The sequence below is a fragment of the Gryllotalpicola reticulitermitis genome, from assembly GCF_042651345.1.
Lineage (GTDB): Bacteria > Actinomycetota > Actinomycetes > Actinomycetales > Microbacteriaceae > Gryllotalpicola > Gryllotalpicola reticulitermitis.
The window spans coordinates 520889-546537 of the sequence record NZ_JBHSCN010000006.1 but is presented as its reverse complement, the minus strand read 5'-3'; the positions used below and the strand labels follow the sequence as shown (position 1 = coordinate 546537).

The window sequence follows — 25649 nt, the reverse complement described above, 5'->3', positions numbered from 1 at the left end:
CTGCTCATTCGACTTGCTCAGCGCTGCTGGTAACGATGCGTGCGCTGCGCGGAGTCATATCCGTCCAGACACGCGCAATGTAGTCGAGAGCGACATCTTCAGAGGCCACAAATCCCTCCGGCTGCCACCCCGCGGGCGGCCGCTCATCGGCGGCCCAGAGCGAATACTGTCCTTCGTGGTTGACTACGACCTGTTTGAGCGCCGACGGCGGTAGGGCTGTCATGCAATTCCCTTCACGAACGACATCAATGTGCCGGTGGTTGGCATATCAAAAAAGTCAGATAGTGGCACGCGGACGCCTGTTTCATGCTCGACCGACGCGAGCAGGCGCATCGCGAGCAACGAATCGCCCCCTGTGGCGAAGAAAGATTCCCGTTCACTGGTGGGACGTTGTCCCAGTAGACGTGCCCAGATCGAGTCGACCACGGAAGTGGAGTCCAAGATATCCGGGCTCGGCTCCGAGTCGATGGCTCGCATGGCGGCTGCGCGATCGCGCTTACCTGTAACCGAGAGTGGCAGCCGTTCTGTCCAGCAAACGAGAGTAGGCACCATATGCGCGGGCAGCCGCTTAGCAAGGTGGACCGGCAGTGACGACCTCACATCCGGGTCGCCGACGTACAGCATCCCGAGACGGCCGGGCTGCTGATCACTGCTTACGAGCCCCACGATGCAGTCTGTGACGCCTGCCATACCGCGCGCTGCCAACTCGACTTCCGATGGCGACACCCTGTGTCCACGTACCTCGATCTCATCATCAATGCGACCGGCATATTCGATTTCCCCGCCGTCAAGGAGGCGTGCCCGGTCACCGCTGCGATACGCGCGTAGCCCAAAGGCACCAGGGGAGTCATCTGGCACAAATGACCTGGCAGTCTCCCGCGGGCTTCCAAGGTAGCCGGCGCTGACACCAGGTCCGGCGACCCAAATCTCCCCAGCGTGGCCTGGCTCAATTGGTATACCTCTGGGCGACCTGACGCTTATTGACGCACTGCTCAACGGATGCCCGAGTCCGCGGCCGCTGCCAGCTGCTCCAGTTACGTGAACGGTCGTCTCAGTGATGCCATACATGTTCACAACCTGTACCGAAGGCTGCTGTCTTAGCCAGCCGATTCGCGCGAGATCCAGCACATCGCCTCCGGATACGATTGTGCGCAGGGTAGGAGGCATTCCGTGACGCTGCCAAAGGTCCATTAGGACGTATAGCAGCTGAGGCGTGGTGCTAAACAAATCGACGGATGAGCGCACCAGTGCATCCGAAAGCTCAAACGGATCTCGGACGGTCTCTCTGTCCAGGACGACGGTCGTTCCACCATTGGCCAGCGGAACCATCAACTCCCAGACGGAGAAGTCGAAGGCCGGCGAGTGGATCGCCGACCATCGGCGGTGCCCAAGTAAGCCGGTCGATTGGGCAGCCGAACCCACAAGCCAGTCCACATTCCCGCGAGTAACGCCGACGCATCTTGGCTCTCCCGTGGACCCGGACGTGAGCATTGCATAAGCGAGATCCGGGCGGCCACCGTACGGGTGGTCACCGCTAACGCACTCGATGGACGAGCCGTCTAGGTCAGCTTGCACGAGCCACGTCACACCCGCGCTTTGGGTCGCTTTGGCGCGTCGCGCAGCGGGATGCGCGACATCGAGCGGGACGGCGTAGGCGCCAATTGACCAGCACGCGAATAGCAGCTCGGGCAGTATCGCCTTTGTCTGTGGCTCCAGCGCGACACCGTCACCACGACGGACCCCAGCCTCCATGAAACTACCTACGCGAGAGCGAACTTGATCACACAGCTCCAGATAGGAGACTGTCGTCCCGCCGCACACAATCGCCGGCGCACTGCCCTGCAAGACGGACGTGGCCTTCAACTGGTCAAGCGCAAGCATCGCGGCCTCCCCCTGAACGTCAGTGTTCCAATGCGACATCGTCAATGTCAAGCATTCGGAGGTTGCGGGCCTGCTCGCATGAAGCAACTATTTCAAGATGCCAGAAATCAAGGTTGAACGGATGGACTGGATTAGGAGTGGTGACCTCGTGATTGCGCCGATCGGCGAGAAGATGAGTCCGAGCGGCGAGGTCGTTGACACAGTATTTCCTGATCCGCTTCCTGATGAGCCAGGTCGATATCGGATTACGTTTGTCCGGACCAATGCAGAGCAGCTTGACGAAGACCTCGTTCATTATGCGAGCGATGGGTACCCCATCGTGGTGCGACGCTAAGGGCGAGATGTTGTACTCGTTAATGTCGGCCCGACGGGAACGACGAGCCGCATCAAAGGCATACGCGACTATGTCGGGTAATGAACCTCAACAGACCGTCGGCAGCGGCCGGTGGCAGGGGCACAAGAGCTGCCCGCCTCAGCGAATGGCATGAGCCCGGCTCGTTCGATTTCGATCGGCAGGCAGAGGCCGCAGCTAGCGGGTGGGCGTGTGCGTCGCTGCCAATTTCGGGAAGCTGACTCGTTTTCGATGGGTATGACGTCGACGATGGCGCATCTCACTCCTACCTAATAGATAAGGGTGCATTTGGACGTTGTGTCGTCCTCGGTGTGTGTCTAACAGCACGACAAAATGGTCCGCTTTAGAACTTGTGCCGTTGGACGCGTCGGTGGGGCCGCCGTCTCGATATGGGGTGACATGGTGGACTTCGCACCACTGCGCCGGCACAGTGCAGCCCGGGATAAGGCAGGTGCCGCCGTCGCGGGTGGCGATCGCCCGACGCTGACGGCGGCTGAAGCCGCGTGTTTCGCGCCCGAGCTCGAGCAGGCGCCCGTCGTCGCCGAAGATCACGGTCTGCACGCCGCCGCTGCAGGCTGCTTGCGCAGCCTCGGCCACGGGCACAGCGCCGGCGGTGCCGGCGTAGAAGGCGAGCCCATCGCCGCCGGCCAGTTCCGACGCCGTAGTGGTGATCCACACCGTGGGGTGGTCGCCGCCCATGTCTGGGGCGTCTGCGGCGCGGGCCTGGGCAGCGAAGATGTCGCGAAGAAGGTCGGCATTCTTCTGACCGTGGCTGCGCCCGTCGGACAGCGTGCCGGACGTGCCCGCGGGTGTGTCGGTCTCGGCGTCGACGAACTCGACGGTCTTCCGGCCCCTCGGGTTGCTGTACGCGTCGAGGACACCGCGGATGACGGCGGCGTGCCCCGCGGGGAGCAGCCCTTTCACGCGTGCGACGCCGTCTCTCGTCGATGAGACCCAGAAGAACCGGTCGCGCATCGCCTTCTCGCTCTGCGCCTCGACCGCCTCGGGGGTGAGCGCGACGGCGATCTCCTGCGCTCGCGCGCGGACCTGGTCGGCGGTCGTCGTGATCGAGATCTCGACGAGGTGTTCCTCGGCGGCTGCCAGGCGGCCGGCCGCGTCGTCGGTGCCGCCGTCGGGCGCGCCGGCCGTCACAGCCTTCAACTCGCCGGCGATCGCCGCACCTGCTTCTCGGCCGATGCGCCCGTCGAGCACCGCTGCCTCGACGGCCGGCAGCTTCGCGATCGCCTGCGCATCGGCCACGAGCTTGCGCGCCCCGGCGCCGGTCGTCTTCGTGATGGCCTCGATCGCCTGCGCCGGGGTGTGATAGCCGAGTCGCCTGGCCAGCGAATCCGGAGAGTCGGCACTCGATCGGCGGGCGATCTCACCGGCGGCGACCAGATCGGCCGCGTCGAGCTGGCGTCTCGCCTCAGCGATCGTCTCGACCAGTGCGACCAGCTGGAGATCGGACAGCGCACCCGGTTCGACCGGCAGCATTCCGCCCAGCCGCAACAGCGCGGCATGGGCGGCGGAACCGGTGATCGTCATAGAACAAGGCTACGAGAATCCACCGACACGAAGCGGAAGTTATCCACACCACTGCCGCACACAGCTACGGCTTGATCTCACTCCGAAGCGCTGACTGCAGCGCTCACCGCGTCGAACGTCGAGCGCCCGAAGGCGACCAGCCTCACCTCGTCGATGTCCGTCGTCGATGCCCGAATCGTCGAGACGGCGACGTCGATCGCGTCATCGAGGGGCCAGGCATATATTCCGGCGCTGATCAGCGGGAATGCAATCGTTCGGGCACCGAGCTCGTCAGCCAGCACCAGCGATCGGCGGTAGCAGGATTCCAGCAGCGTCCGGTCCCGTTGGCCGGCGCCCCAGTTCGGACCGACGGCGTGGATCACCCACTTCGCAGGCAAGCGGCCGCCCGTCGTCCAGCCGGCATCACCGGTTGCGAGACCGTTCGGGAACCGCGCGATGCAGTCGTTGAGGATCTCGGGGCCGCCGGCGCGGTGGATGGCGCCATCGACGCCTCCGCCGCCGCGCATCGCGCTGTTGGCGGCGTTGACGATGGCGTCGACACGCTGTTCCGTGATGTCGCCGAGCACGGCGGTGAGCGCAGTCACACCCCCAGTCTGCCTCGCGCGGTCGCCCGCAGCGCGTGTTACCCCGCGAGCTGCGCGTAGCGGTCGGCGGCCGCGCGAACCGCGACGACATAGGCGTCGTCGGGGTTGTACGCGTGCACGGCGGCGGTCCAGCCGGTGCCGGTCGACAGGTCGCCGCCTGCGACGCAGAGGTAGTCGGCTGCGGCGAGCGCGGCGTCGTCGATGTTGTCGACGGATGCCTGACCGGTCCCGTCCGCATCGACCGCGTACCGCGCCCACGTGCTGGGCAGCATCTGCATCGGCCCGAGAGCCTGCTGGCCTTTCGCGGGCCCGTGCGCGATCACCTGGCCGACGACGGCGCCGACTTCGTTTCCGTCTGCGCCGAGGTGGGCCCCGCCGGCGGTGCCGTGGCCAGATTCGACCTCGCCGATTCCGGCGAGAGTGTTCCAGCCGAGTTCGCATCCGGCATTGCGCGTCTCGCTCACGATCGCCGCGCCGGCGTAGGCCTGCAGTGCGCGCGCCGGGATCCCGGTCCTGGCCGCGGTCGTCGTGAGCCAGGTGGGCGAGACGAGCCCGGTGTCCATCGGCGCGGCGGTCGTGCCGCCTGCCGTGACTCCGGACCCGGCAGACCCGGCCGACCCGCCCGACGCCGCCGATCCGCCCGGCACCCCCGCACCGTCCGACGAGCCCGACCCGGTCGCCCCGGCCCCGGGGGCCGTGCTCGAGGCATCCGTCACGACAGACGCCTGCCGCACGACGGGCAGCACCTGCGTGGCCTCGGTCGACGCGCGCGGCAGCGACGAGAACCACGCGCCGACGCCGCCGACGAGCAGCACCGCGACGCCGAGCACGACGAAGAGGAACTTCATCCGAAGACCCCGTTGACGTAGTCGTGGGTGCGGGGGTCGAGCGGCCGGTCGAACATGGCCTGCGTGTCGCCGTGCTCGACGATGACGCCGGGCGTGCCGAGGGAGGCGAGGAAGAACGCGGTGGTGTCCGAGACGCGGTGGGCCTGCTGCATGTTGTGGGTGACGATCACGATGGTGACCTGGCCACGCAGGGACTCGATGGTCTCCTCGACGCGGCGGGTCGACGTCGGGTCGAGGGCCGAGCACGGTTCGTCCATGAGCAGCACGCGCGGCGAGACTGCGAGCGACCGGGCGATGCACAGGCGCTGCTGCTGGCCGCCGGAGAGGCCGCCGCCGGGCTGGTCGAGGCGGTCCTTCACCTCGTCCCAGATCGCGGCTTTCTTGAGCGAGTCCTCGACGAGCACGTCCTTCTGGTCGCGCGTCGCGCGCACGCCGGAGAGCTTGAGCCCCGCGACCACGTTGTCGTAGATCGACATGGCGGGGAACGGGTTGGGTTTCTGGAAGATCATGCCGATGTTGCGGCGTGCGGCGGTGATGCGCTCGGTGGGGCCGTAGATGTCGGCGCCGTCGAGCCGCACCTCGCCGGCGAGGGACGCGGTCGGGATCATCTCGTGCATGCGGTTGAGGATGCGCAGGAAGGTCGACTTGCCGCAGCCGGACGGCCCGATCAGTGCGGTCACCTCACCGGCCTTCATGTCGAGTGAGACACGGTCGAGCACCTTGCGCTCCCCGAACCACGCGGTGATCGAGTCGGCGACGAGGCCGCCCGCGTGGCCTTCGCCGAACAGTTCGGCGCGCACCTCTTCCGCAGCGTCTTTCGAGACGCCGGTGTAGGGCGCGTCGGGCGCGGCGGCGGGGCGGGCGAAGGGGTTCAGCTCAGCGAGTTTCATGACGGATGCCTGTTTCGAATGGTGCGGCTCGGACTGATGATGCGGCTCAGAGGAGGTTGGGCAGGAGGAGGTCGACGTTCTGCGCGGTGAGCAGCACGAGGGCGAGCGCGACCGGGATCGCGACGACGAATGTCTTGACGGGGCTCCAGCGCCGCCAGAGCCAGGTGGCGACGAGCGCGAGCGCGACGAGCGCCTCGAGCAGCATCGTGAGCGGGAAGAGCTGCTGCTGGTCGGAGCCGAGCGGAAGCTCGGACGTCGGCAGGGCACCCGTAGGGATCGTCACGTTCGCCGCCGCGTACGACTTGCCGACGAGGGTCGCGTCGATGCGTACCACGCCGGTCGGCACGAACGGGTAGCCGGTCGCGGTGACGAGCGTGAGGGCGCCCTGCTTGCCCGACGGCGGCGTAGGCGCCTTCTGGCCCGCGAGCCGGTGGTCGACGACCTGGTAGGTGCATCGGCCCTCGCCCATCGTGACGGTGAACCGGTCGCCGTTCTGCAACTGTACCCACCGCTCTCCGACGCCGCCGTAGCCGCCGCTTCGGGCCATGAGCACCGACGAGCCGGCCTGGCACGGCAGCACGGTGTCACGGCGGTAGCCGACGCCGTCCATGGTCTGCGCGGAGGTGGTGCCGTTGACGATCACCTCGTGCGCGAGGCCGATCTCGGGCGCCGACATCATGGCGACGGGCGTTCCGAGTGGCGTGACGTGGCCCGCCGAATCCATGGGGCCGACCGGTGTCGCACCCTCGGCGAGCTGAAGGCGCAGCTCCTTGTACAGCTGTGCCTGCGAGGTGACGTGCTGCACCTGTGAGATGGCCACGAGGTTGACGACGAGGGTGAGCAGGACGGCGCTCAGCAGCGCGAGCGCCATGGACATCGCCTGCTGGGCGGGCGGCGCAGGCATCCGCTTGACCGGTGCTTTCGCGGGCCGCGGTCGCGGTCGCGGGCGCCGCGCATCGTTCGCGCCGTCGCGGGCGCCCCGGTCGCGCAGTGCGCCGACGAAGCGGCCGACCCACGACTCCGAGCTCGGCACCTCCGTCATCGGCCCGCCTTGCGTCGCCCGCTGAGCACGATGAGCGGAGGACCGGCGATCAGTGCGAGGAACATGAGGATGCCGACGACGAGGCCGAGCCACTGCGTCGAGCCCCAGCCGCCGGGGGACTGGATCGTCGTCGGAACCGCCTGCGCCGCGGCGGCCGTGTCGCTCAGGGACGCTGTGGTCGCGGTGGTGCAGACGCCGGTGTCTGCGTTGCAGACCTGGTGGGATGTGCCGGAACCGGAGCCAGCACCGGCTCCGGTTCCGGACCCGTTTCCAGCGGCGGCGCCGCTGGAAGTGTGGCCAGCGGCACCGGGCGTCGAGCCCGCGGCGCCACTCGCGCCGCTCGTGCCGGCTGCGCCCGACGTCGCGCCGGACCCGGTCGACGAGGTCGAGCTCGAGGTGGCGCCCGGGTTTGCCGAGACGTCGGACTTCACGGTCGTCGTGCCGAAGCTCGGGCCCGAGCCGACCCCGCGGCCCGCCTGCTTCCACGGCGCCTGGCAGGCCGCGTTGCACCCGGCGGGGAACGGAGCGGTGTCGACGAGCACGTTGTGGCTCGGGTCGTCGCCCGGCTGGAAGGTCGGGTTGTCGCAGGGGTTCGTGCCGGAGTTGAGCACGCCCTTCTCCGCGTCGGTGATCGAGCCCTTCGTCGACGCGTCGATGCCGGGGATCTTGAGGATCTGCTGCATGCCGGCGAGCACGAGATTCATCGGCAGCGGCGAGTAGCCGAGCGGGCCCATGTCGGCCTGCCAGCGGCAGATGGCCTGCGTGGACACCCACGCGAGGCTCGCGCCCTTGCTGTTGCTCGTGACGAGGTTGGTCTGATCCGGCACGATCTCGTACGAGTACATCGACATCGGGTACGAGCGGGGGTCCTTGTACAGATACACGTTCGAGAGGTCCTGGCTCAGGTAATCGGGACTGCTCGGGTCGGTGTTGATCTTCGCGGCGATAAGCGCGACCGCAACGGCCGACTGCGTCGGCGTCGTGTAGAAGCCGGCTGCGTTCTCGACCTTCGCGACCGGGTAGCCGGCCTGCAGGGCATAGGAGTACTCGTCGTAGTCGATCGTGTACGGGGTGTTCTGCGTGTAGGTTGTGACGCCGGTCGAGCCGTTCTGCGCGATGAAGTTGGAGAGGCTGCCGGTAGGGAAGTACGAGTCCGCCTGCGATGCCTTTTCGCCCGTGTGCGAGGTCAGGTAGGCGTAGTCGGCGGGGAACTGCCGCATCATCCACAGTTTGAACTGGTCGGTCGCGCCCGAACCGTCCGAACGCACGACCACGTTGATGACGTGCGCCGGGAGTGCCACCCCGGGGTTGGTCGCCTTGATCGCTGGGGCGTTCCACTGGGTGATCTTGCCGCTGAAGATGCCGGCGATCGTCGACATGTTGAGCTGCAGACCAGAGAACTGCGCGCCACCGATGGGCACGTTGTACATGAAGGCGGTACCGCCCGCGACGACGGGCAGCATGCCGTAGGTGAAGTTCGGCTGCGTGTTGTCAGTCGGGTCGGAGGCAGCGCCGGTGAACGGGATCTCCGAGTCGGCGAAGCTCGCGTTGTCCTGCCGGGCGAAGTCGTCGCGACCCGTCGACGAGCCGACCGGGTTGTAGTCGACGGTCACGCCCTGGCGCTGCGCGTTGGCGGCGAAGTCGGCCCAGGCGTTGCCGGCCCACGATGAACCCTCGCCCGAGATGCGGACATAGGAGGTGGCGGATGCCGGACCCACGCCGCTCAGCACGAGCGCCGCGGCGGCGAACGCCGCTGCGGTCGCCAGCACGGTGCGGCGGGAGCGCCGGGAAGGGGCGCGGAAGAGCTTCATTCGTCGTCCTCGGTGATGAGCTGGTCGAAGGCGGTAAGGAGGTCGTCGCTGGCGTCGGGTCCGAGCAGGGCCCGCTCGGCGGTGACGGCGTTGCGCTGCTGGCCGCTGCGTTGCACGCGGCGCAGCGTGCCTCGTGATCGGCTCGCGAGGCGGCGCAGCTGCCCGGTGGAGGTCTTGCCGGCCTCCTGACCGCCGATGAGACGAGCGAGCACGAACAGGATGAGCACGACGGCGAGCAACGTCGCCGCAGTCGCGTAGCCGCGCGCGATGAGGGTGTTGCGGCCGGACTCGATGAACTCGAGCGCGGCGAGCGGAAGCGAGGTCTGCGCGTTCTGGAACGGGTCGAAGTTCGTGACGCTCGTGACGCCCGAGGTGAGCAGCACCGGGGCCGTCTCGCCGATGCCGTGAGCGGTGGCGAGGATGATCGCCGTCGTGAGGCCTGAGCGCATCGTCGGCAGGATCACCCGCCACACCGTCGACCACTGGCTCGCGCCCAGAGCGAGACCCGCTTCGCGCAGGTTGCCCGGGACGAGGCGCAGCGCGACGTCCGCCGAGCGGATCATGATGGGCAGCATCAGCACACTGATCGCCAGCGCGGCCGCGAAGCCGTTGTCCTGGTGGNTCCTGGTGGGTGAAGGTCAGGATGATGACCGCATAGATGAACAGACCGGCGACCACCGAGGGCAGGGCCGTCATCGCCTCGACCACGGTGCGCACGACTCGCGCGTATCGGCCCCCCACGATCGCGAGGAAGATCGCGCACGCGATGCCGAGCGGCACCGTGATGATGAGCGCGATGCCGATTTGCTCGAGTGTCCCCACGATCGCATAGAAGATGCCCCCGATGTCGATGCCCGACAGCGGTCCGACACCGCTCATGTCCGTGATGAGGAAGTGCAGCGGATTCTTGTGGGGGGCGAAGCTGAAGGCATCCTTCAGCACCGGCCAGCCGCGCAGCAGCGTGTAGACGACGACGATACCGAGCGCGCCGACGACCACTACTGCGGCCGAGCGCAGCAGCACGGTCCAGAACCGGTCGGTGACGGCCGGGCCGGAGTGGCTGAGGAAGGTCAGGCTCGCGTAGATGCCGATGAACCACGCGAACGAGACGATCGGCACCCAGCCCCAGCCGATGATGCCGAGCACTCCCGCGAGCAGCACGCCCATGCCGAGTCCGGCGGCGGCGGCGCCGAGGATCGTGAAGCGATCGTCGAGGGACGCTCCGACGCGCACGCGCGCCGGCTCCTCGGCCTGCTCGGGCAGTTCGAGTCGGGGCAGGTAAGTGCGCGGTGCGCCGGCGTCCGGCTCGGCGACCGTCGGCAGGATCACGGTGTCAGCCATTCTCACGCCTCGCTGTCCGCGCCGGACCGCGAGCGGGCGATGATCGCCGACGCGGTGAAGTTCACGATCATGGTCAGGACGAACAGAGACAGGCCGGCTGCCATCAGGGCGCTCAGAGTCACGCCGCTCGCCTCGCCGTAACGCAGCGCGATGAGTGCCGCGATCGAGTTGGCGCCGCGGGACAGGATGTGGAAGTTGAACGAGAAGATCGGGCTGATGATCAGGTAGATCGCGATCGTCTCGCCGAGGGCGCGGCCCATGCCGAGCATGGTTCCGCCGATGATGCCGCCGCGCCCGAAGGGCAGCACGACCGTGCGGATCATGCCCCAGCGGGTGGATCCGAGCGCGAAGGCGCCCTCCCGCTCACCCTGCGGGGCGCGTGCGAACGACTCGCGCATGATCGAGGTCATGATCGGCACGATCATGAGACCGACGACGAGGCCGGCGATGAACGTCGACGACGTGTACAGCGCATCGTTCGGCAGGGGATTGCTCGCGTCGGGGTTCGGCACGTCGAAGATCGGAATCCAGCCGAACCAGACCGACAGCCAGTGGGCGAACGGGACGACGGCGGGCTCAAGGAACGAGAGACCCCAGATGCCGTACACGACCGACGGCACCGCGGCCATCAGGTCGACGACGGTGGTGAGCAGACGCGAGCCCCGGTCGCCGGCGAGCTGAGTGATGAACAGCGCGGTCGCGATCGCGAGCGGGAAGGCGACGAAGAGCGCGACGAGTGCGATCAGCACTGTGCCCGTCAGCACCGCGGCGATGCCGAAATCTCGTGTCTCCGGCGACCAGTCCTGCGTGACGATGAACTTGCCGATGCCCTCGGTGTCAAGCGCCTGAATGGAGCGCACGGTCAGGAACACCGCGACGAGCCCCATGATCATGAGGACGAGAGTGCCGCTGCCGGTCACGACTGCCCGGAACGTGTGGTCGACCCGTTCGAGCGCTTGGGTGAGCAGGCGCGGTCTCGCGTCATCACTGCCCTCCGCGGGGTACTGCGGGAGCGCGGTGGGGCGCTCCGGTTCGATCGCGGTCATTGCCCCGCCTTCCTGCGTCGGCCGACGATGGGCGCGGCGATGCCGCAGACGAGCGACCCGGCGAGGCCGGATCCGACGACTGCCGGCAGCGGCCCGATGGCTGCGGCCGGTGTCACTGCTGCGGTGGCGGTCGCGGGAGGCGTCGTGCTGGGCGTCGGGCCGGGGCGGCTCGTTTGGCCGCCGCCGCCCGAAGGTGAGACCGCGGCTGGTGGATTGTTGACCGGAGGCACCTGGTTCGACCCGGGGACGTCAGGCGTGCCGGCCGGCTGGGTCGTCGGTCCGGTGCCTCCGCCGGGTCCGATCGCGGAGCTGGGAGCGCTCGGCGCGGCGCTGCTGCTCGACGTCGACGCCGGGGCGCCCGGCTTGATCGCCTTGAGCGTCGCGATCGCTCTCGCGTCCTGCGCAAGCAGCGCGGACGTCAGCGGGGCCATGCCGGGCGGAAGGTTGCCGATGTCGTAACCCTGCTGCTGGCCGGTGCCGGAGAGATAACTCAGCACGGCCGCGTAGTTCGACGCATCCGTCGCACCCAGCCCTGCCGTGTCGATCTCGGCGTACACCGGAATGGTGAGCGGATACGCGCCGTCCGACCAGGCCGGCGTGCTGGGCGCCTGCATGAAGTGCGCGTCCGTCGTCGACGGTACGAAGTGCGCCGCAGCGGCCTGCAGGGAGTCGTTGTCGGCCCCGACACACGTGTCGCCGGCGTCATCGCACAGCAGCGCGGTCGGCAGCAGATCGGATGCCGCGGCGGTGCCGTCTGTCACGCCCATCACGCCCGAGCCGTAGTTCGGTGCCGCCCCGTTGATCCACACACCCGGCGGAATGATGACGGTGCCGGGGCACGCCGAGCCGTCGGTGCAGAAGACGCTCAGGGTCTTCTCCTGCCCGCGCAGCACGTCGCTCGCAACCGCCGCCATCGTGCCCTCGCGCGGGTGCAGGTCGGCAAGCGTCAGCGGGCTGGCGCCCTCAGCAGCCACCGACGACGGCGCAGGCCGCTCGTAGTACCCCGGCTGTGGGAACGCCTGCGCGTTCGGCGGATAGCTCGGCTTCGAATACACGAAGCTGCTCGGCAGCACGGTGCCGTCTGGGTTCGAGGCCGATTTCGGGCTGATCTCGTCCTGGGTGGTCGCGTCGAGGGTTGTGGAGGCCGGTGCGTCGCCCGCGCAGTCGATGTAGCTGCGGGCGGAGTAGAAGGGGTTCACCGTGCTGGCCTCACCGTTGACCACGGAAGCGTCGTCGGGGCATCCGCTGAGGAACGACTTCGCGTCGGGGTCGTTCCAGATCCAGCTCCAGAGCGCGCTCGTGGCATCCGTGCCCGCGACCGTCACGATCAGATCGGATTCGGCGAGTGCCGCATTGCTCGGTAATTGCGGGTTCAGCTTCTGGAACTCGGGGTCGCTGGCAAGCGATGCGGGCATTTTCGAATACCAGGGCGTGTCCGTCGCGGGGAGCGGGTTACCGGGGTCGACGGCGTTCTGGTAGCTCTCGGTGAGAAGCTTCGCGACGAGTCTCGCGCTGAGACGGATGCCAGTGACCGGCGTTCGGGTGTTCCCATCGACCGACAGCACGGAGATCGTGAGCGCGCTCAGTCCGGCGGGCGCGTAAAGAGTGCTGGTCCCACCGGAGTCGCTGATCGGCGTGGAGGTGAAGATCAGGCTGGTGCTCTTGGACGCGTACTGCGTCCTCGCCTGGGTGTCTGTGGTCTGCACGTAGTCGAGGTCGACGCCGTTGTTCGAGCACATCGCGGGGATCCATGAGTTCATGGCGTCCGACAGCAGCTCCGAGCCGATCGAGAATGCGTGGCTGCCACCCGAGCAATACGTCGACACGGGCGCGAACCCGAGGCGCACCTGAAGCCGCTGGGCCCAGAGCGAGGGGGTCAGCGGGCTCGCGATGCCGAGCTGATAGCTCGGCGGCAGCGCATCGTCCATCGGAATCGCGACGAGCCAGCAGGTGTCCGTGCTGGGTGCCTCGCCCGTCTTGCCGCAGCCGAGCCCAGGCGACTCTGCGCCGGTTTGCATCTCGAACGTGCGGGAGGATGTTCCCTGGGCGGAGGACGGCAGCGTCAGCGCCCCGACTTCATTGGTGGTCGTGCTCGTGAAATACGTGCCGATCGAGCTCGCCGGAACGGTGGCGGTGTTGTTGACGGCGGTGAAGGGCACGGTGGCGGCCAGTGACGGGCTGTTGGCGCCGATGCCCGGTGCGCTCGACGGCTGATACGCCAGGTCGACGGCGGGCGCACTGCGCGCCGACGAGGAGAAGTTCTCGCTCGGCGTCGCAATGTATTCGGCGGTGTACTGCCCGAGGTCGTCCGGGGGGTTCGGAAGGGTGAGCTTCGCGATGCCGTCGACCGGGGTGGCTTTCGCGACGACCTTCAGGTTGGGGTCGAGGACCTCGACGGTGCCCTTCGCGCCCGTCGCGAGGTTCTGGTGCCCACTCGGCACGAAGACGTTCGCGGTCACGGCCGCGGTGAAGTCGAAGTCGTCGCCGTTGAGTTGGCCGTAGAGGTTCACGCCCGTCTCGGCCTTGAGGTCGGTGCCTGTGACGAGCCCCGAGGCGTTGTCGGCGACGCTGAAGCCGCGCTGCACGTATGAGCCGCCGTCGACTGTGCCGACGCCGTCCTGGCAGTCTTCCGGGTCCGGGGCCGTCTCGGTGGCGGTGCCCCAGCACTGCATGACGAGCAGGCTGTCGGGCTGCTGGCCGCTGCCGGAGGCGGCTCCCGTCACGGTGAGGTTCACCCCCTGGTGCCGCAGACCCGTGGTCTGAGACACAGTGAGCTGGAGCCCACCGAAGTCATTGGCCACCGTCGTGCGGACGGCAGCCGGAACGTCGTCGTATGTCTTGCCGTCGGTGTGGGGGAGCTTCTGCGTGCCGTCGCGGGCCACCTGGTCGGCAGTCGGTGTGGTGCCGCCGTTGTTCCAGTTCACCGTGACAGCTGAATCCGTCGGAGCCATCACCCCGTTCGCGCTCCAGTCGCTCCCGGGGGTCGATGCTCGCGACGGCAGGAAGGTCCCGAGGGCGGCGAGGCTGCCGGCGAGCAGGACCGCGCTGGCCGCATAGAGCGTGCGTGCGAGCGTGCGCGGGCGTCGGGGTAGAAGGCGCGAGGCCATAGACGGCGGGTCTTTCGGGTGGGGTCGAACGGGGGCGGGCACTGCCGGTCGAATCGACCGGCAGTGCCCGTGTAGCGGGTGTTACTTGGCGACGGCCTTCGTCGAGGCACTCGTCTTGGCCACCGTGGTGTAGTCGGTCTTGGTGCCGGTCACGGTGACGGTGATCTTCTTGCCGGCCTGCGACGAGGTCAGCTTGAAGGTGTGGGCTGTCGCGCCCTTGATCGATGCGCCGTTGGCCTTCCACTGGTAGTGCAGCGACGTGCCAGAGGTCCACGTGCCGGTGACGGCCGTGAGCGTCTTGCCGACGGTGGTGGTGCCGCTGATGCGCGGGGTCGGGGCGCTGAGGACGCCGGCGCTCACGGTGCCCGTGGCGCTGGACGTCTTCGCGGCGCTGTTGATGTAGCCGGCCTTCTCGGAGATGACGGTCAGGGTGATCGTCTTCTTGTACGCCGAGGCGGGAACGGTGAGCTTCGACGCGGTGGTGAGCAGGGTCGAGCCCGTCTTCCACTGGTAGGACAGGCTCGAGCCGGAGACCTGACCCGAGACCGACGGCGTCAGGACGCTGCCGACGCGGGCGGTGCCCGAGATCTTGACGCTGCTCAGCGTGTCCTGCGGCACGATGTACGCGGCGTAGCTCAGCGTGGAGCTCGTCGACGCCGCGAACGGGGCAGGGGCGTCAGCCGTGTGGCCCGCATAGGTGGCCGTGAAGCTGAAGTTCTGCGAACCGGTCTTGGCCGAGAACGAGAGCGTCGCGGTGCCCGCGGCGGAGGTCTTCGCGGTGCCGAGCGTGGTCGAGCCGTTCTTGAAGGTCACGGTGTCGCCGGCCGGGACCGAGAAGCCGGTCGGGGCGGTGACGGTGGCCTTGAGGGAGACCGTGGTCGCGGAGACGCCTGAGACGGTGACGCTGGTGCTCGTGGTCTGAGTCGCCGGCGTCGCGGCGGAGTTCTCGAACGGCGAGTGCAGCCAGTTGGCCGAGTTCGCCGAGACCGCGGGGATCGGGTCGAAGCCGTAGTCGCTGACCGCAGGCGCGCTGGGCAGCGTCACCGACAGCAGGGTCGACAGAGCCGGCGTCGCCGCCAGGTCAGTCGTCGCCGCGACCGAGTAGACGTCGCGGTCGAAGATGCCGAAGCCGCCCGCGGCCGGTGCCGTGGTGTCGCCGAAGAGGGTGCCCGGCTGGAGGTGCGGCGCCTGGCCCGTGACGGCGGTGAGGGCGGGGCTGGCCGTCCCCGTCTGGATCGGCACGATCACCACGTTGGTGTCCGTGACCGTGTTCGGGGCGGTGCCGTTGTGCTGAGCGATCCACTGGGCCGCCGAGAACGGGGCGATGTCGCCCGGGTTGGCGGCGATCGCGCCGGTGTTCTCGATGATCGGGTTGCCGCTGCCGTCGGTCATGGTGATGCCCGAGTTGAGGCCGGTGCCGGGAGCAGCCGTCTTCGTCGAGCCGATCGCGGTCTGGAAGAACTGACGGGTGCCCGATCCAGCGTTGAACGGCAGGTACGGGTGCACGGTGATCCAGTTGGTGCCGTCGAAGACCTGCTCGACCGGGGTCTGACCGGCAGCGGCCGTGTTCCGCACGTCGCCGGCCGTGTTGACGCCCGTGGTCTGCTGGTAGTCGCCGTCGGCGAAGTTGGGTCCGTTGACGCCCTTGCTCGTGTTGTCGGGCGCGTTGTAGATCGCCGCGATGGTGCTGGCCGAGATCACGCCGTCGAGGGTCGGCTCGTCATTGATCACCACGGAGACCGCGTCGCGAGCGAGCGGGATCGAGGTGAGGTTGTCCTGCTGGTCGCCCGGGTTGACGATCGTGCTGGGCTTGCCCGACGACCGCGCGATGTCGATGCTGTGCGGGGTCACCGTGTACGTCGTGGGGACGTTGTTGACCGTCTGCGTCCAGCCGTCGTCCTTCGTGTTCCACGCGGCGGAGAGAGCGGCGCGGCCGTCACCCGAGTTCGCGGGGCGTCCGATCGCGTTGGCACCCGTGGCGACGTTGCCGTTCGAGGGGACGATCGTGTTGCTGCCCGTGGCGAGCCACGAGGCGATGCCGTTGGCGCCGAGGATCGGTGCCACCTGCTTGCCCGCCCCGTTGGTGTACCCGTCGGCGAACCCGTCGTAGAGGGACTGGATGGTGTCGGAACCGACGGCGACGTACTCGGCCTTCGGTGCGGTGGATACCGTACCGGTGGTCGTACCGGTCGGGTCAGCGAAGGCAGCGCCCGCGCCGAAGGCGCCGACGCCCGCAATCGTCGCGGTGCATGCGACACCGGCGATGAGCGCCCTCTTAAATGAACGGCTGGACATTATTCAGCGATTTCCTCTCGTGAATGCCCTGACTGATACCGGTCGACGAATGTCGAGCACGGCGATTACCGCCTCCCGGAGGTGTCCGTTCGACGGTGATGGAGCCCCCGGCTCAGGGCAGGACGCCACATACCGGTACGCGCACGACTCTCTGGTGATTGGTAACGACGCAATGATTCGGGTTCGGGTTGCGGTCGTGCGCCGCGGTAAACATGCCCACGGAACGTGAACACGGCGCGCCCCAGAGTGAACGCAGCCTGAACGCGGGCTGTCGGATGATGCGGACATCCCCGAAAGGGGGGTACTGTGCGCGGTTGCCTGAACACCGCCCTAAGTGAGCTGTGCTCAAGCTATGTGTCAGATAAAGATGACCATGGCGCGGGGCTACAACAGGGGCCACGGCACGGTGTGGAACCGTCGCACCGGGGTCGGGAATCGGGCTTCCGCGAGCAGCAGCTCGCAGCGCAGATCGAAGAGCTCGAGCTCGTCGGGGCTCAGCAGTTCGACGAGGTGCGCGCCGAGCGGACCGGTCAGCGCAGCCCTGACCTGCGCGACACCGTCGAGCTCGGCATCCGTCAGCTGTTCGCCGGCCCAGCCCCACAGCACCGTGCGCAGCTTGTCGTCGACGTGGAAGGTGAGCCCGTGATCGATGCCGTGGCGATGGCCATCCGGCATCTCGAGGATGTGGCCGCCCTTGCGATCCGCATTGTTGATCACGGCGTCGAACACGGCGATCCGACGCAGCGCCGCGGAATCCTCATGCACGATCGCAACCGGGAAGTCGGGGTCGCCGATCACCTCGAACACCCGCCGGAAGCCGTCGGCGGCAGTGGCGTTGGTCGCCACGAGATCGACGGCCGGGAACGCCCGCACCGGCTCGCGCCACAGCTGCACCATGCCCTCGCCGAACGGTCCGTCCCCGATCCAGGTGGGTGGCACGATTCCCCAGCCGAACGCCTCGGACACGAGGTACGCCGCGACCTCGCGCCGCGCCAGGTCGCCGTCGGGAAAGTCCCAGAGCCACTGCTCGCCGGCGCTCGGTTTGTACACGACGGGGGTGTCGCCGATCGTCGCGTAGAACACCGCGTTGGAGGCCGACGGCACCCGCGAGATGAGCTCGAGCTCGCCGTGGAGCGCTTCGCCGCAGTAGCCGCCGGGTTCGGTCATCGGCGGCCCGGCGTCGACAGCGTTTCGAGCTCGGCATCGGCGATCAGCTGCGCGCCGCCCTCGTCGTAGCGGACGATCGAGACGGATGCCGGCGCGACGGCGATCCGCTGGAACTGATCGAAGTGCATGCCCCGGGCGTCCGCCAGCACCGATTTGATGATGTCCGCGTGAGTGACCGCGGCCCAGACCGCATCGGGGCCGAACAGCACGTCGTAGCGATGAACCGCGGCGAGCGCACGGGCCTGCATCGCCGCCATCGACTCGCCGCCGGGGAACACCGCGGTCGAGGGCTGGTTCTGCACCGCCGACCAGAGCGACTCGCGCGCGAGCTCGGTGAGCGCCCGGCCCTGCCACTCGCCGTAGTCGGCCTCGGTGAGTCCGCGGTCGATGGGTGTCGCCGGGGCGCCGGACTGTCGCTCGACGATCGCCCGCGCGGTCTGACGGCACCGCTGCAGCGGGCTCGACACGACAGCCGCGAGGTCGATCGAGGCGAGGCGCTCGGCCGTGCGCGCCACCTGCTGGCGACCCACCTCGTCGAGCGCGACGCCCGCCGTGCGCCCGGCCAGCACGCCGCGCGCATTGGCCGCGGTGCGGCCGTGACGGACGAGCAGGACCGTGGACATGGGGCCAGCCTAAGCACAGTGGCATGCCGGAGGCCCGGCTTCCCCGGCCGTCTTATGGGGTCGCGCTAGAGTCGCGCCATGACGCAGGCGACCTGGCGGCGCTGGACGGACTGGCCGCTGGCGGGGCTGGCGGTCCTCTTCCTCGTCGCGTACTCGTGGGAGGTCATCGGCCAGCTGCACGGCGCGGCCGAGCGGGTGTCGGAGACCATCGAGTGGGTCAGCTGGTCGGCTTTCGCGATCGACTACGTCGTGTCGCTGGTGCTCGCGCAGCCCAGGTGGCGCTGGTTCTATACGCACCTCATCGACCTCGCGATCGTGGCGCTCCCGGTGCTCCGGCCGCTGCGCCTGCTGCGCGTCGCCGCCGCCTTCACGGTGCTGCAGCGGCGCACCGGCACGGCACTGCGAGGCCGGGTCATCGCGTATGCGATCGGCGCCGGCCTGCTGCTGATCTACGTCTCGGCGCTCGCCGAGCTCAACGCGGAACAGGCCCGCGGGCACATCAAGACCATCTGGCAGGCGCTGTGGTGGTCGGTCGTGACGATCACCACGACCGGCTACGGCGACTACACGCCCGTGACCGCGACGGGCAAGCTCATCGCAGTGTGCGTGATGTTCGGCGGCGTCGCGCTGATCGGTGTCGTGAGTGCGACGCTCGCCTCCTGGATCGTCGAGCGCGTCGTGGAAGACGACGAGGCCGAGACCCAGGTGGTGACGGCCCTCGAGCTGCAGGAGCTGCGCGACGAGATCCGCGCCCTGCGGCTCGAGCTCGAGCGCCGCTCGACGGACGAAAGCGGCTAACGTGTTGGCGTGAGCGTCAATCCCCCTTTTAGAGCCGATCACGTCGGAAGTTTCCTTCGGCCGCAGAGCGTCAAGCAGGCTCGCGCCGATCATGAGGCGGGCGCCCTCGACGATGAGGGTCTGCGCGCCGTCGAAGACGCGGCGATCGTCGACGTGATGGCGAAACAGCAGGCGGCCGGGCTGCAGTCCGTGACCGACGGCGAGTTCCGGCGCGCGTGGTGGCACTACGACTTCTTCGACGGCCTCGACGGCGTGTCGGTCGTCAATTCCGATCACGGCATCCAGTTCACGGGCGTCACGACGAAGAACAAGGTGCTGCGCGTCACTGACCGCATCCGCTTCACGTCTGAGCACCCGATGCTCCGCCACTTCGCGTTCGTGCGCGACCACGCACCCGCGGGCGTGGTGTCGAAGATGACGATCCCGGCGCCGACGGTGCTGCACTTCCGGCTCGACCCCGACGCCGTCACGACCGACGCCTACGCCGACCACGAAGACGCATTCGACGATCTGGCGGCCGCGTACCGCGATGCCGTGCGCGCCTTCTACGACGCGGGGTGCCGGTATCTCCAGTTCGACGACACCGCGTGGGCCTACCTGTGCTCGCAGGTCGAGCTCGACAAGGCCGCCGAGCGAGGCATCCGCACGGAGGGTCTCGCCGAGCGCTACGCCAAGCTCGTCAACGACGCGCTCGCCGGCAAGCCCGACGACCTGGTCGTCACGACCCACGTGTGCCGTGGCAACTTCCGCTCCACGTGGATAGCGTCGGGCGGCTACGAGCCGGTCGCCGAGCAGCTGCTCGGCAACACGGCGTACGACGGCTACTTCCTTGAGTACGACTCGGAGCGCGCGGGCGGCTTCGAGCCGCTGCGGTTCCTGCCCGAGGGCGACAAGACGGTCGTGCTCGGCCTCATCACGTCGAAGAGCGGCGAACTCGAAGATACGGATGCTGTGAAGCGCCGCATCGACGAGGCCGCCGCTTTCGCTCCTCGTGAGCAGCTTGCGCTCAGCCCCCAGTGCGGCTTCGCCTCGACGGAAGAGGGCAACACCCTCACCGAGGACGAGCAGTGGGCGAAGGTCCGCGAGGTCGTCGCGATCGCGGGGGATGCCTGGGCTTGAGGCTCACGCAGACCGCCTAGTGCTGCTGAGCGGCGAGCGCCTCCTCGTCGAGCACCGCGATCGAGCGGGTGTCCTGGAAGTCGCGGACGCCCTCGATGCCCTGTTCGCGACCGTAGCCGGACTGCTTCACACCGCCGAACGGCGCACGCAGGTCGAGGCGGGTCGCGCCGTGGTCGTTGATCCAGACGTATCCGGACTCGATGCGCGCCGCCACGCGTTTGGCGTGGTCCAGGTCGCCCGACCACACAGAGCCGCCGAGACCGGCCCAGGTGTCGTTCGCGGCGGCGATCGCACCCTCGTCATCGTCGAAGGGCAGCACGGGGATCACCGGTCCGAACTGCTCCTCGGTCACGACGCGTAGGGACGGGTCGGGATCGACGACGATCGCCGGGCGCAGGAAGTTTCCGCCCGCGAGTTCGCCGCCGGGCAGTTCGCCGAACTCGCGAACGTCGGCGCCGGACGCCTTGGCCTCGGCGATGAGGTCCTCGACGAACGACTTCTGCGCGGGGGAATGGAGCGGCCCCATGGTCGTGCCCTGGTCGAGGCCGTAGCCGATGACCGCCTTGCCGAGGCGCGCGGCGAGCCCGTCGACGACCTCGTCGACGCGGGAGCGGTGCACGTACACCCGCTTGGCGTTCATGCAGATCTGGCCGGTCGTGTCGTAGATCGCGGCGTAGAGCCGGTCGAGCTGCGTGTCGTCGAGTGTCGCGTCCTCGAGGATCACGGCGGGGTCGTTGCCGCCCAGTTCGAGCGTGACACGGGTGAGCGAGCCCGACGCGAGCTCCTGGATCTTCTTTCCTCCGCGCACACTGCCGGTGAAGGTCACCTTGGCGACGTCGGGGCTCTGGATCAGGTCCGAGACGTCGGCGTCGTGGCCCGTGACGACGTTGAGCACACCGGGCGGCAGCTTCCTGGCGATGCGCTGTACGACGCGCGCGGTCGCGAGCGGCGCGGTGGGCGGCGGCTTCACGATCGCGGTGTTGCCGGCGAGCAGTGCGTGCGGAAGCGAGGCGCCGAGGATCGCGATGGGCCAGTTGAACGGCACGATGGCGGTCACAACGCCGAGAGCCTGGTGGTGGATCTCCGTCGTCACGGGGATGCCGGGGGCCGTCGGCAGGGTCGTGACCGCTTCGACCTGGTCGGCGATGGACAGCGCGAGGTTCCAGCGCAGCTCGAACACGAGCGCGTCGACCCAGGCCTCGAAGACGACCTTGCCGTTCTCCTGGCTGAGGATCGCGGCATCCGTGTCGCGGTCGTCGGCGATTCCCGCGATCGCGGCCGTCATCTGCGCTGCGCGCTCGGTCGCGCTCATGGCGGACCAGGCGGGGAACGCGGCCTTCGCGGCGGCGATCGCGTCGCGTGCGTCCTGCGGCGATGCCGCGGCCGCCTCCCCGACGGTGCGGCCGGGTTTGCCGGGGTCGGCGATGCGCAGCACGTCGTCGGTGAAGCGCTCTTCGCCTCCGATGAAGAGGCCGGTCCGTACGGCGGTCTGCGTGGATGTATCGGTCATCGGGGTGTCCACCTCTCTGTGAATGACACTCACATTGTGGGCCCTCCGTGCGCGTCCCAGATGCACGCGGCCGGCTTGCGTGGTGCGCCCGCAAGGCGCTGTGATGAGTGCGAGAGCACGTTGCGCACACGAACGAGAAGAGAGCGGATGCCCGCACACGACGGCTGGGACCCGAGACGGCTGCCCGAGCAGAGCGGGAAGGTGTTCCTCGTCACGGGCGGCAGCCGGGGGATCGGCTACTTCGCCGCGGAGCAGCTCGCCGGTGCCGGGGCGCGCGTGGTGATCGCAGCGCGCGATGCGCAGCGAGCTCGGCGTGCGGTCGACGCGATCACGCATCGCATCGACGGCGCAGAGGTCGAGGTGCTCGAACTCGACCTGGCGTCCCTCAGCTCGGTTCGCGCCGCGGGGGAGCGCATCGCCGAATGGCCGCGGCTCGACGGCGTCGCCGCGAACGGCGCCGTGACCTGGGGCCCTGCGAGCCGCGCGACCACGGTCGACGGGTTCGAGGTCACGTTCGGCACGAACCACCTGGGGCACTTCGCCCTCGCCGCGACGGCATGGCCGGCGCTCGCGCGCACGTCGGGCAGCCGATGGGCGGCGGTCACGAGCAGTGCGACGACCCTCGTCCCCGCATCGACGGATGATCTGAACAGCGAGCGACGCTATGCCCGCTTCCGCGCGTACGCGCTGTCGAAGCACGCTGTCCAGGCTTTCGCCTGGGAGCTCGATCGCCGACTCCACGCCGCCGGCTCGTCGTCGATCGCGCTCGCGGCGCATCCCGGCTACGCCGCCGATGGGCTCACGGCGGCGCGTGCCGGCGTGACGCCCCCGCACCCGCCGACCTACGAGCGCCTGCTCGCCGGCGTGGCGCAGGGCAAGAACCACGGCGCGATGCCCCTCGTACGTGCGCTGACCGATCCGGCGGCGTCGGGCAGCGAGCTGTTCGGCCCCGAGCACGGCATGCGCGGCCCCGCCGTGCTGAAGCGCCCGCGTGGGGTCAGCGCGAGCCCGGCGTTCGGGCAGGAGCTGTGGCAGCTGTCGGAGACCTGGACGGGCCTCACCTTCGAGCCCTGACCGCGCGAGCCCTGACCGCGGCATCCGTGATTGCGGCGTGCGCCGTCGCCCGGTTCAGAGCTGCGGCGGCCCGGAGAGCTCCCCGACGGTGATGTAGCGCCGCGCCAGCTCCTGCTGCTGCTCCTCGGGCAGCTGGAGGAGCTGCGCAGCCTGCGCGGCCGTGACCTCGTACACGGTCGGCCACTCTCCGATCGGCACCGTCGTGTGCAGCATCCGATCGCCGTACACGTGCACGAGATCGAACGCCTGGCCGCCGGCCTGCGCGCGCAGCCCCGCCTGCGAGAACAGCGGATCGTTGGTGTAGCAGGTCGCCGACGTCACCGAGACCGGCACTCCGGCGAACATGGAGTGCGTCGAGTAGTGCAGGTGCCCCGCGAGGATCCCGCGCACGTCGCTGCCGCGCACGACCGCCTCGAGGGCCGCCTGGTCGCGCAGCTCGATGAGCTCGTCGAACAGCTGGGGCGACGGGATCGGCGGGTGGTGCAGCGCGAGGAGCGTGCCACGCGGCGCCGCGGTCGAGAGCACGTCGGCGAGCCACTCGAGCTGTGCCGGGTCGAGTGCGCCGTAGTGGAAGCCGGGAACGCTCGAGTCCAGCGCGATGAGGCGCAAGCCGTCGAGGTCGACGACGCGGTCGTACGGCGCGTCGGCCGCCGCGTCGCTTCCCGGTTCAACGTCGAACAGCCCGCGCCGGAAGTTCGAGCGGACGTCGTGGTTGCCCATCACCCAGACGAGCTCGGCTCCGAGCTCTGCCGCGACCGGCTCGAGCATCGCCCGGACCCGGTCGTACGCATCGGGAGCACCGGTGTCGGCGACATCGCCGGTGACGACGATCGCGTCCGGGTGCAGGCCGGCACCCGTGAGCCCGCGCAGCGCGGTGGCGAGGTTCGCGTCGGAATCGACGATGCCGAACATCGGCGAGCGGGCCGCGGTGAAGTGGGTATCGCTGAGGTGGACGATCAGCTGTTCCGGGCGCGGGTACTGAGAGGGCCAGAGCGGATTCATGCGCGTCAAGCACAGCAGATCGGCGTCGCAATCACCAGCCCCTGATCGCTCAGCCGCGACGACGTAGGGTTGGTCGCTGGCGAGGAGGTGACGGATGTCTGAACCCGAGCGCTCCGATCCGGGCGCGCTCATCGCCGGGCGATACCGAATCGGCGAGGCGATCGGCCGCGGCGGAATGGCGACCGTCTTCCGCGCCCGGGACGAGAAGCTCGAGCGCACTGTCGCCGTCAAAGTGTTCACCGCGGGCGATGCCGGCTCCGATGACGCGGCGCGACGGCTGCGTGAGGTGCGCCTGCTCGCAGGGTCGAACCACCCGCACCTCGTGACGCTCTTCGACGCGGAGTGGCCGACGACCGCGACCGCGGCACCGCGCCCCGGCTTCCTCGTGATGGAGCTCGTCGAGGGCGAATCCCTGCGCCGCCGCATCGATCACGCCGGGCCCGACCCTGAGCTGGCCCGCCGCGTGGTGCGGGAGCTGTCCGGAGCGCTCGCGTATCTGCACGGCCAGGGCATCGTCCACCGCGACCTCAAGCCCGAGAACATCCTTATCGAGCGGTCGAACGGCAGCACGAAGCTCGTCGATTTCGGCATTGCGCAGCTGGTCGGCGCCGAGCGCATCACGACGGACGGCACGGTGCTCGGCACCGCGGCGTACCTGAGCCCTGAGCAGGTGCGCGGTCTGCCGGTCGGTCCCGCGGCGGACATCTATGCGCTCGGCCTCGTGGTGCTGGAGTGCGTGACGGGCGTCCGTGCCTTCCCGGGGCCCGCGGTCGAGGCCGCGATCGCGCGCGTGGTCACGGATCCGTCGATTCCGTCCGGACTGCCCGAGGGGTGGCGTGCGCTGCTCGCGGCCATGACGGCCCGCGAACCGGATGACCGGCCCACGGCCGATGCGATCGTGCCGCTCGCGAGCGAGCTGGGCGTGCCGGTCATGCCCGGTGCGGACGACGCGACGATTGCGATGACTGCGCCCGATCTCAGCGCCGCCGCATTCGCGGCCGGCGGTCTCGCGGCGGAGGACTTCGACCCGGCCGGCCCCGAGGTGGCGACTGGTCCGACCGCGCGCTACCTGCCGGCGGCGGACACCGGCGTGACGGTGGCCCAGGCAGCGGTGACGGTTCCCGACGGCGTGCGTGTCGGCGGACCCGCACCGCACGAAGCGCCCGCGACCGTGCGCGACGACGAGACGGATGCTCGGCACCCGCGCCGCCGGGGCGGGATCCTCCTCGGCGCCTTCGCCGCGCTGCTGCTCGGCGCGGCCGTTCTCGCGTTCTCCCTCAACGCCGGGCATCGCGACTCCGACGCGGATCCGACGCCGGCGTCGCACCCCGTGTCCACCCCGGCGCCGACCGTCACGGTGACGACGCGCGTGCCGCAGCCGGCCGAGACCCCGGCGGTTCAGCGGGCGCCTGTCGCGCCGACGACCGTACCCGCCGGTGGCGGAGCGGCGGGCGGAACCGGCGCCGCCCCCACGGCGACCCCGCCGACCCCAGGCGCCGGCCCCGCCCAGGCGAGCACTCCGGGCGTTCCGGGCGCAGGACACGGCGCGGCGCACGACAGCGGGCAGCACAAGGGGCACGGCGGCGGCAAAGCCGGCGGATAGCGTTACCGCGG

The 25649-nt window shown here is 69.1% G+C and carries 21 protein-coding genes and 1 pseudogene; 4 read left to right on the top strand and 18 right to left on the bottom strand.

The window, feature by feature from the left end:
- Positions 1 to 4 precede the first annotated feature (4 nt).
- The 16 genes and pseudogenes from ACFOYW_RS15965 to ACFOYW_RS15890 form a co-directional block, all read right to left on the bottom strand.
- Entirely contained in the window at positions 5 to 223 is a 219-nt protein-coding gene (locus ACFOYW_RS15965; protein ID WP_390231111.1) for an MbtH family protein, read from the bottom strand.
- Positions 220 to 858, bottom strand: a complete 639-nt coding sequence (locus ACFOYW_RS15960) for a phosphopantetheine-binding protein (protein WP_390231424.1) — start codon at positions 856 to 858, stop codon at positions 220 to 222. The genes ACFOYW_RS15965 and ACFOYW_RS15960 overlap by 4 nt, the downstream gene beginning before the upstream one ends.
- Before the next feature lie 42 nt (positions 859 to 900).
- Positions 901 to 1881: pseudogene (locus tag ACFOYW_RS15955) on the bottom strand (AMP-binding protein); the annotation flags it as partial.
- Positions 1882 to 1900: 19 nt separating this feature from the next.
- Positions 1901 to 2176, bottom strand: a complete 276-nt coding sequence (locus ACFOYW_RS15950) for a hypothetical protein (protein WP_390231110.1) — start codon at positions 2174 to 2176, stop codon at positions 1901 to 1903.
- Between the two features lie 234 nt (positions 2177 to 2410).
- On the bottom strand, positions 2411 to 3778 hold the full coding sequence (locus ACFOYW_RS15945) for an HNH endonuclease signature motif containing protein (RefSeq protein ID WP_390231107.1): 1368 nt from the start codon (positions 3776 to 3778) through the stop codon (positions 2411 to 2413).
- A 77-nt stretch (positions 3779 to 3855) separates the two neighbouring features.
- Entirely contained in the window at positions 3856 to 4362 is a 507-nt protein-coding gene (locus ACFOYW_RS15940; RefSeq protein ID WP_390231104.1) for an O-acetyl-ADP-ribose deacetylase, read from the bottom strand.
- A gap of 38 nt (positions 4363 to 4400) precedes the next feature.
- Positions 4401 to 5210: a lytic murein transglycosylase gene (locus ACFOYW_RS15935; protein ID WP_390231101.1), complete on the bottom strand. Its 810-nt coding sequence runs from the start codon at positions 5208 to 5210 to the stop codon at positions 4401 to 4403.
- Positions 5207 to 6100 (bottom strand): phosphate ABC transporter ATP-binding protein, encoded by an 894-nt coding sequence (locus ACFOYW_RS15930; protein WP_390231098.1) that lies wholly within the window; start codon positions 6098 to 6100, stop codon positions 5207 to 5209. The genes ACFOYW_RS15935 and ACFOYW_RS15930 overlap by 4 nt, the downstream gene beginning before the upstream one ends.
- A gap of 46 nt (positions 6101 to 6146) precedes the next feature.
- Positions 6147 to 7142: a hypothetical protein gene (locus tag ACFOYW_RS15925; RefSeq protein ID WP_390231095.1), complete on the bottom strand. Its 996-nt coding sequence runs from the start codon at positions 7140 to 7142 to the stop codon at positions 6147 to 6149.
- Positions 7139 to 8953, bottom strand: coding sequence for a substrate-binding domain-containing protein (locus tag ACFOYW_RS15920; protein ID WP_390231092.1), 1815 nt, complete (start codon positions 8951 to 8953; stop codon positions 7139 to 7141). Before ACFOYW_RS15920 ends, ACFOYW_RS15925 begins: the two co-directional genes overlap by 4 nt.
- The gene (locus ACFOYW_RS15915) at positions 8950 to 9516 is read right to left on the bottom strand and encodes an ABC transporter permease subunit (protein ID WP_390231089.1); all 567 of its coding nucleotides are present in this window, start codon (positions 9514 to 9516) and stop codon (positions 8950 to 8952) included. The genes ACFOYW_RS15920 and ACFOYW_RS15915 overlap by 4 nt, the downstream gene beginning before the upstream one ends.
- A gap of 780 nt (positions 9517 to 10296) precedes the next feature.
- The gene (gene pstC / locus ACFOYW_RS15910) at positions 10297 to 11340 is read right to left on the bottom strand and encodes a phosphate ABC transporter permease subunit PstC (protein WP_390231086.1); all 1044 of its coding nucleotides are present in this window, start codon (positions 11338 to 11340) and stop codon (positions 10297 to 10299) included.
- Positions 11337 to 14447, bottom strand: coding sequence for a hypothetical protein (locus tag ACFOYW_RS15905; RefSeq protein WP_390231083.1), 3111 nt, complete (start codon positions 14445 to 14447; stop codon positions 11337 to 11339). Before ACFOYW_RS15905 ends, pstC begins: the two co-directional genes overlap by 4 nt.
- A gap of 81 nt (positions 14448 to 14528) precedes the next feature.
- Entirely contained in the window at positions 14529 to 16742 is a 2214-nt protein-coding gene (locus ACFOYW_RS15900; protein WP_390231080.1) for a hypothetical protein, read from the bottom strand.
- A 384-nt stretch (positions 16743 to 17126) separates the two neighbouring features.
- Positions 17127 to 17909 carry an SCO1664 family protein gene (locus ACFOYW_RS15895; RefSeq protein ID WP_390231078.1) on the bottom strand — a complete coding sequence of 261 codons (783 nt, stop codon included), beginning with the start codon at positions 17907 to 17909 and terminating at the stop codon, positions 17127 to 17129.
- Positions 17906 to 18532: an MSMEG_4193 family putative phosphomutase gene (locus tag ACFOYW_RS15890; protein ID WP_390231075.1), complete on the bottom strand. Its 627-nt coding sequence runs from the start codon at positions 18530 to 18532 to the stop codon at positions 17906 to 17908. The genes ACFOYW_RS15895 and ACFOYW_RS15890 overlap by 4 nt, the downstream gene beginning before the upstream one ends.
- Before the next feature lie 78 nt (positions 18533 to 18610).
- Here ACFOYW_RS15890 and ACFOYW_RS15885 point away from each other — a divergent pair, with 78 nt between their 5' ends.
- The gene (locus tag ACFOYW_RS15885; protein WP_390231072.1) at positions 18611 to 19330 is read left to right on the top strand and encodes a potassium channel family protein; all 720 of its coding nucleotides are present in this window, start codon (positions 18611 to 18613) and stop codon (positions 19328 to 19330) included.
- 9 nt (positions 19331 to 19339) lie between these two features.
- Positions 19340 to 20449 carry a 5-methyltetrahydropteroyltriglutamate--homocysteine S-methyltransferase gene (locus ACFOYW_RS15880; RefSeq protein WP_390231069.1) on the top strand — a complete coding sequence of 370 codons (1110 nt, stop codon included), beginning with the start codon at positions 19340 to 19342 and terminating at the stop codon, positions 20447 to 20449.
- Between the two features lie 16 nt (positions 20450 to 20465).
- On the opposite strand, the gene ACFOYW_RS15875 is transcribed toward ACFOYW_RS15880, so the two are convergent.
- Complete coding sequence (locus ACFOYW_RS15875; RefSeq protein WP_390231066.1) at positions 20466 to 21959, bottom strand: aldehyde dehydrogenase family protein; 1494 nt, start codon at positions 21957 to 21959, stop codon at positions 20466 to 20468.
- 147 nt (positions 21960 to 22106) lie between these two features.
- Between ACFOYW_RS15875 and ACFOYW_RS15870 the strand changes: the two genes are divergently transcribed.
- Positions 22107 to 23033: an SDR family NAD(P)-dependent oxidoreductase gene (locus tag ACFOYW_RS15870; RefSeq protein ID WP_390231063.1), complete on the top strand. Its 927-nt coding sequence runs from the start codon at positions 22107 to 22109 to the stop codon at positions 23031 to 23033.
- A 54-nt stretch (positions 23034 to 23087) separates the two neighbouring features.
- Here the strand turns inward: ACFOYW_RS15870 and ACFOYW_RS15865 are convergent, their stop codons facing one another.
- Positions 23088 to 24035, bottom strand: a complete 948-nt coding sequence (locus ACFOYW_RS15865; protein ID WP_390231060.1) for a phosphodiesterase — start codon at positions 24033 to 24035, stop codon at positions 23088 to 23090.
- A gap of 94 nt (positions 24036 to 24129) precedes the next feature.
- Here ACFOYW_RS15865 and ACFOYW_RS15860 point away from each other — a divergent pair, with 94 nt between their 5' ends.
- Positions 24130 to 25638, top strand: a complete 1509-nt coding sequence (locus ACFOYW_RS15860; protein ID WP_390231057.1) for a serine/threonine-protein kinase — start codon at positions 24130 to 24132, stop codon at positions 25636 to 25638.
- The last annotated feature ends 11 nt before the right edge of the window (positions 25639 to 25649 follow it).

What these genes read in the sequence shown, in the direction of transcription:
- ACFOYW_RS15900 (WP_390231080.1), bottom strand. Translation starts at nt 16,742, where the DNA reads ATGTCCAGCCGTTCATTTAAGAGGGCGCTCATCGCCGGTGTCGCATGC.
- ACFOYW_RS15920 (WP_390231092.1), bottom strand. Translation starts at nt 8,953, where the DNA reads ATGAAGCTCTTCCGCGCCCCTTCCCGGCGCTCCCGCCGCACCGTGCTG.
- ACFOYW_RS15915 (WP_390231089.1), bottom strand. Translation starts at nt 9,516, where the DNA reads ATGATCCGCTCGGCGGACGTCGCGCTGCGCCTCGTCCCGGGCAACCTG.
- ACFOYW_RS15870 (WP_390231063.1), top strand. Translation starts at nt 22,107, where the DNA reads ATGCCCGCACACGACGGCTGGGACCCGAGACGGCTGCCCGAGCAGAGC.
- ACFOYW_RS15925 (WP_390231095.1), bottom strand. Translation starts at nt 7,142, where the DNA reads ATGACGGAGGTGCCGAGCTCGGAGTCGTGGGTCGGCCGCTTCGTCGGC.
- ACFOYW_RS15865 (WP_390231060.1), bottom strand. Translation starts at nt 24,035, where the DNA reads ATGAATCCGCTCTGGCCCTCTCAGTACCCGCGCCCGGAACAGCTGATC.
- ACFOYW_RS15890 (WP_390231075.1), bottom strand. Translation starts at nt 18,532, where the DNA reads ATGTCCACGGTCCTGCTCGTCCGTCACGGCCGCACCGCGGCCAATGCG.
- ACFOYW_RS15885 (WP_390231072.1), top strand. Translation starts at nt 18,611, where the DNA reads ATGACGCAGGCGACCTGGCGGCGCTGGACGGACTGGCCGCTGGCGGGG.
- ACFOYW_RS15965 (WP_390231111.1), bottom strand. Translation starts at nt 223, where the DNA reads ATGACAGCCCTACCGCCGTCGGCGCTCAAACAGGTCGTAGTCAACCAC.
- ACFOYW_RS15950 (WP_390231110.1), bottom strand. Translation starts at nt 2,176, where the DNA reads ATGAACGAGGTCTTCGTCAAGCTGCTCTGCATTGGTCCGGACAAACGT.
- ACFOYW_RS15860 (WP_390231057.1), top strand. Translation starts at nt 24,130, where the DNA reads ATGTCTGAACCCGAGCGCTCCGATCCGGGCGCGCTCATCGCCGGGCGA.
- ACFOYW_RS15945 (WP_390231107.1), bottom strand. Translation starts at nt 3,778, where the DNA reads ATGACGATCACCGGTTCCGCCGCCCATGCCGCGCTGTTGCGGCTGGGC.
- ACFOYW_RS15935 (WP_390231101.1), bottom strand. Translation starts at nt 5,210, where the DNA reads ATGAAGTTCCTCTTCGTCGTGCTCGGCGTCGCGGTGCTGCTCGTCGGC.
- ACFOYW_RS15930 (WP_390231098.1), bottom strand. Translation starts at nt 6,100, where the DNA reads ATGAAACTCGCTGAGCTGAACCCCTTCGCCCGCCCCGCCGCCGCGCCC.
- pstC (WP_390231086.1), bottom strand. Translation starts at nt 11,340, where the DNA reads ATGACCGCGATCGAACCGGAGCGCCCCACCGCGCTCCCGCAGTACCCC.
- ACFOYW_RS15895 (WP_390231078.1), bottom strand. Translation starts at nt 17,909, where the DNA reads ATGACCGAACCCGGCGGCTACTGCGGCGAAGCGCTCCACGGCGAGCTC.
- ACFOYW_RS15905 (WP_390231083.1), bottom strand. Translation starts at nt 14,447, where the DNA reads ATGGCCTCGCGCCTTCTACCCCGACGCCCGCGCACGCTCGCACGCACG.
- ACFOYW_RS15875 (WP_390231066.1), bottom strand. Translation starts at nt 21,959, where the DNA reads ATGACCGATACATCCACGCAGACCGCCGTACGGACCGGCCTCTTCATC.